This is a genomic window from Streptomyces torulosus, from assembly GCF_001419765.1.
Lineage (GTDB): Bacteria > Actinomycetota > Actinomycetes > Streptomycetales > Streptomycetaceae > Streptomyces > Streptomyces torulosus.
On the sequence record NZ_LIRK01000938.1, the window covers coordinates 1 to 5,221 of the forward strand.

General features: G+C 71.3%; 4 protein-coding genes. 2 read left to right on the forward strand and 2 right to left on the reverse strand.

What is annotated here, in order from left to right; genetic code table 11:
• Positions 1–296: 296 nt before the first annotated feature.
• Positions 297–2,099 carry a thiamine pyrophosphate-requiring protein gene (locus AOK23_RS42765; RefSeq protein WP_055717760.1) on the reverse strand — a complete coding sequence of 601 codons (1,803 nt, stop codon included), beginning with the start codon at positions 2,097–2,099 and terminating at the stop codon, positions 297–299.
• A 230-nt stretch (positions 2,100–2,329) separates the two neighbouring features.
• On the opposite strand from AOK23_RS42765, the gene AOK23_RS42770 reads away from it, so the two are divergent.
• Positions 2,330–3,136, forward strand: a complete 807-nt coding sequence (locus AOK23_RS42770; protein ID WP_055717761.1) for an RNA polymerase sigma factor SigF — start codon at positions 2,330–2,332, stop codon at positions 3,134–3,136.
• 125 nt (positions 3,137–3,261) lie between these two features.
• On the opposite strand, the gene AOK23_RS42775 is transcribed toward AOK23_RS42770, so the two are convergent.
• On the reverse strand, positions 3,262–4,368 hold the full coding sequence (locus AOK23_RS42775) for a PAS domain-containing protein (RefSeq protein WP_055717762.1): 1,107 nt from the start codon (positions 4,366–4,368) through the stop codon (positions 3,262–3,264).
• 151 nt (positions 4,369–4,519) lie between these two features.
• Here AOK23_RS42775 and AOK23_RS42780 point away from each other — a divergent pair.
• Positions 4,520–5,221 (forward strand): ANTAR domain-containing response regulator (locus tag AOK23_RS42780; RefSeq protein ID WP_055717763.1); only part of this gene is annotated, 702 nt, incomplete at its 3' end.

The window sequence follows — 5,221 nt, forward strand, 5'->3', positions numbered from 1 at the left end:
CTCCCCCCGGGCCGGGGCGGCCCGCGTCGACGTCCGGGGCCTGCGAGACGACTGGCTCGACAGGCCCCGGACGAGGTGTCCACGTCATCCGACGCACCGCCTCTGGCGTGAGTCCAGCAAGCTCAGCAGGGACTCGTCCGGGAGCGGCACCGCCACTACGGGGAGACGCCGGGGGAGATCAAGGGAGAGGGAGGCTTTCACGCCGACAGGTATGGCACTGAACAGTTCGCCGCGCTACTGAACCGACCACTGAACTGTTTCGTGCGCAACTGACTCTTCAGCGCCGTTCAACAGCGTTACTTCTTGCTCTTCGGCTTCGTGCTCGGCAGGAACTCCTGCACCTTCGCCTTGAAACCCTGCTTGATCATGGAGCCCCGGTCGGCGTCGCCCTTGAGGATCGAGGCGGCCGTGGCCTCCATCTGCTCCCAGGTGGCGTGCGGCGGGATCGGCGGGACCGCCGGGTCCGTGAGGAACTCGACGACGGCGGGGCCGTCCGCCTCCAGGGCCGCCCGCCAGCCCGCCTCGACGTCCTCCGGCTTCTCGACCCGGATGCCGGTCAGCCCCAGGGAGCGGGCGAACGCGGCGTACTGGACGTCCGGCAGCTCCTGCGACGGCAGGAAGGACGGCTCGCCGCCCATCGCCCGCAGCTCCCATGTGACCTGGTTCAGATCACGGTTGTTCCAGACGCCCACCACCAGCCGGGGATCCTCCCAGCCGTCCTTGTACTTGGCCGCCGTGATCAGCTCCGCCAGACCGTTCATCTGCATCGCGCCGTCCCCGACGAGCGCGATCGCCGGACGGTCCGGATGGGCGAACTTCGCGCCGATCGCGTACGGCACCCCGCAGCCCATCGTCGCCAGCGTGCCCGACAGCGACGACCGCATGCCGTCCCGCAGGGTCAGATGGCGGGCGTACCAGTTCGCCGCCGAACCGGAGTCCGAGGAGATGATCGCGTTGTCCGGCAGCAGCGGATCGAGGGCGTGGGCCACGTACTCCGGGTTGATCGGATCGGCCGACAGCTCCGCGCGCCGCGTCATCACCTCACGCCAGCGCGCCACACCCGCGCACACCTCGTCGAACCACTCCCGGCCCCGCTCCGGGTCGATCATCGGGATCAGCCGCTCCAGCGTCGCCTTCGCGTCGCCGACCAGGTTCACCTCGTACGGGTAGCGCATCCCGACCATGTGCGGGTCGATGTCGATCTGGACCGCCCGCGCCTTGCCGTAGTCGGGCAGATACTGCGAGTAAGGGAAGGACGAGCCGATGGTCAACAGCGTGTCGCAGTCGCGCATCAGCTCGTACGAGGGGCGCGTGCCCAGCAGTCCGATCGAGCCCGTGACGTACGGCAGCTCGTCGCTCAGCGCGTCCTTGCCGAGGAGGGCCTTCGCGACCCCCGCGCCCAGCAGCTCGGCCATCCGCTGGACCTCGGCGCGGGCCCCGGCGGCACCCTGACCGACCAGGACGGCGACCTTGTCGCCGGCGTTCAGGATCTCCGCCGCCCGCTCCAGCGACTCCTGCGAGGGGACCGTCGTCCAGGAGCCGCTGCCCAGGCTGGAGGGGACCATCTTGAAGTCGTGGGTGGGCGGCGAGTAGTCCAGTTCCTGCACATCGCCGGGGACGATGATCGCGGTGGGCGCCCGGCGGGCGTAAGCGGTGCGGATCGCCCGGTCCAGGACGTTCGGCAGCTGCTCGGGCACCGTCACTGTCTCGACGAAGTCCGAGGCCACGTCCTTGAACAGGGTGTGCAGGTCCACCTCCTGCTGGTACGAGCCGCCCATCGCGCTGCGATGCGTCTGGCCGACGATCGCGAGCACCGGCACATGGTCCAGCTTGGCGTCGTACAGACCGTTCAGGAGATGGATCGCGCCGGGCCCCGACGTCGCCGCGCACACCCCGATCCGACCCGAGAACTTGGCGTAGCCGACCGCCTGGAACGCCGACATCTCCTCGTGCCGTGACTGGATGAACCGCGGCCGGTCCTCCGCCCGGCCCCAGGCGGCGAGCAGCCCGTTGATGCCGTCACCGGGATAGCCGAAGACATGTTCGACTCCCCATGCGCGCAGCCTGCGCAGGATGTGATCGGCGACATATGTGCCCATACTGGACCTCCCGGGGTGTTTTTTCTCAGGCCGAGTCACCCGGCGGGGAGGAGGAAAACCTGGGTGTGTTTGCCGCGCATGAAGCGGGGCAGGCGCACCTCAGTGCTTCGGACAGGAGGCACGTCCGTGGGATCGGCGATCCATCCACCACGGGTGTGCCCCATATGTGCATGTCCGCGCCCCCACGGTGACCGTCCCCCCAGAGCACATCTAGGGAGTTGCGACGCACCATGCGTACTCAGGCAAGCGCGAAGCACCACCCGCACGACGACGCCCCCGACACCGCGGAGGCGTTCCGAAAGCTGGCGACGCTACCCCCCGGCCCGGAGCGGGACGCTCTCCGGGAACGAATCGTCGAGGCGTGGCTGCCCATGGCCGAACGGCTCGCCGGCCGGTTCCGCAGCCGCGGCGAGAGCTACGAGGACCTGCGCCAGGTCGCGGCGCTCGGCCTGGTCAAGGCCGTCGACCGCTACGACCCCGAGCGCGGCAACGCCTTCGAGAGCTATGCGGTACCCACCGTCACCGGTGAGATCAAGCGGCACTTCCGGGACCACATGTGGACCCTGCACGTGCCGCGCCGGGTCCAGGACCTGCGCAACCGGGTTCGGTTCGCCACCCAGGACCTGTCCCAGACGATCTCGGGCCGCCGGCCCACCGTGGCCGAGATCGCGGCACACGCCAACATGAGCGAGGAAGACGTCCAGGTCGGCCTGGAGGCCCTGGAGAGCTTCACGGCGCTGTCCCTGGACGCCGAACTGCCGGGGAGCGAGGACGGCTACTCGCTCAGCGACGCGCTGGGCGCGCCCGACCCCGCGCTCGACACCGTCGTCGACCGCGAGGCGGTCAAGCCGCGGCTCGCGGCGCTGCCGGAGCGGGAGCGGGCGATCCTCTACATGCGGTTCTTCGGCGACATGACGCAGAGCAGGATCGCGGAGCAGTTGGGCATCTCACAGATGCACGTCTCCCGGCTGATCAGCCGGTGCTGTGACCGACTGCGCGACCAGGTGATGCAGGACGCCGGTGGCCCCTCCGACTGAACCCCGGCCACACCCCACCCACGCCCTCAGCCACCGATGCGACCGGCCGGCCGACCCCTGCGGGGCTCGGCGGGCCGGTCGTTCCTCACTGAGGGAGTGACGCCGTCCGCGGGGACCCCCGTCGGTCACCCGCGGGCGTCCATCGCGAGGGCGATGTGGCGGGACATCGTGTCCATCGCCCGGGCCTCCGCCATCGAGAAGGCCAGCCGGGCGCCCGAACGGAAGAGGGTGAGGACGCCTCTGACCGTGCCGTCGGGGGCGGTCAGGGGGACCGACAGGAGTGACGTGACGTCGGCCCGGACGAGGACGGGGGCGCCCGTGGTGTCGTGGCCGAAGGCGTCGGGGTCCGGCGGGCGGACCTGGAGGGCGGTGGAGCCGCCCCGGGCGGCGGCCACGACCAAGGGGCAGGTGGCCGGGTCCTGCTCCGCGAGGAGACCCGCCTCCTTGCCGGAGGGGGCCAGCACGGTCGTACGGGTCAGCGTGGGGGACGCCGTGTCGGCCACGACCCAGTCGGCGAAGCGGCCGTGCAGCACCCGGGCCGCGCGGTCGAGGGCCTCGGCGGCGGGCACGGTGAGCAGGGCCGTCGTCATGGCGTCCAGCAGATCCATGAGCGCCGCGTGGCGGGTCGCCTCCGCGAGGTTGGGCAGGGGGCGGGCGGAGCTCTCGACGGCCGGCAGCCGGTGCCCCGCCGGCTGCAGCACGACCAGCACGGTGGTGCGGGGCTCACCACTGGGGCGCAGCGCCGTCAACGTCGCCCGGACCGGCACGGAGGGGCGCTGCTGGAGGTGCACGGTGAGACTGCGGTCGCCCTCGCCGCGCGCCACCGCCGCCACCTGCCCCCGGAACGCGCTCCGGTCGGCGTGCGCCAGGAATCCGGTGAGCGGGCGGCCGGTCGCATAACCCGCCCGCACACCGGTGAACGCGCTCGCCGCCTGGTTGAGGCGGCGCACCACCGTCTCCCGGTCCAGCAGGGCCACGGGCAGCGGCAGCAGTTGGAAGACGGCCTTCAGCAACTGGTGTTCCTGCGCGGTCGACGAGGTCCCACCGGGCGGTCGGGCCGTGAGCCGCTCGTACCGCGGCCACAACTGGTCCGCCACGTGGTCGAGTTCGAAGATCGCCGCGTCCAGTACCGTCGGCAGGTCGTCGGCCGGCACCGACCTGGCCGTCTTGAGCTCCGCGACGCGGCGTACGAAATCCGCCAGCTCCTCGCCGAATTCGTCCGTCTGAGCCATGCGACGAACGTAACGCGTGAGAGGCGTTCACGGGGATGGCGTGGCACACCGCACGACGTCAGTACTCCCCCTCCTTCGCGCGGAGGGGCCCGCCGCGTCCGTTTTCCGCGCGGGCGAACGGGAACGCGACCCACGAGAGGAGGCGCGCAGCATGCCGGAACCCGAACATGTCGGCCTTCCGCCCGGGGAATCGCCCGAGTCGGCCCTTCCGGCGAGGAGGCTCTCACAGCTCGTCGAGCAGGCCGTCCGCTGCACCAGCGACTGCTGCGGGGCGAGCAGCATGGTGTCCGACGACGGTGCGGAGCGGCCCGCCGCCGTCACCCACCCCGACCTCGCCGGGCTGGTCGCGGTCCAACTCCGGTCGGGCGAGGGGCCGATCCCGACGGCGTTGGAGCGCGGGGAGCCGGTCGACGCGGCGGATCTCCTGAGCGACGAACGGTGGCCGGACTATCGGGCCGTGGCCCTCGACGCGGGCGTACGGTCCAGTGTCACCCTGCCGTTCCGGCGGTCGGGCCTGACCGTCACGCTCAGTCTCTACAGCTTCCGCGCCGGGGCGTTGGGGGACGTGCCGCACGGGCCCGCCCACGCGCTCGGGGATCTCGCGGCGACGTGCATCGTCCGTGACCGGTCGTACCGGGCGGCGCTCACGGAGCTCGACCAGCTCGGTGCGGCGCTGCGGACGCGGCCGGTCGTCGATCAGGCGTGCGGGATCGTGATGCATGTCCTCGGCTGCGATGCGGAGGCGGCGTTCACCGTGCTGCGGCGTATCTCGCAGGGAACGAATCGTAAGTTGGCGGAGGTGGCTTCGGCGGTGGTGGAGAAGCGGGGGAGGGGGTTGGAGCGGGAGTTGGTG

What these genes read in the sequence shown, in the direction of transcription:
- AOK23_RS42765 (WP_055717760.1), bottom strand. Translation starts at nt 2,099, where the DNA reads ATGGGCACATATGTCGCCGATCACATCCTGCGCAGGCTGCGCGCATGG.
- AOK23_RS42770 (WP_055717761.1), top strand. Translation starts at nt 2,330, where the DNA reads ATGCGTACTCAGGCAAGCGCGAAGCACCACCCGCACGACGACGCCCCC.
- AOK23_RS42775 (WP_055717762.1), bottom strand. Translation starts at nt 4,368, where the DNA reads ATGGCTCAGACGGACGAATTCGGCGAGGAGCTGGCGGATTTCGTACGC.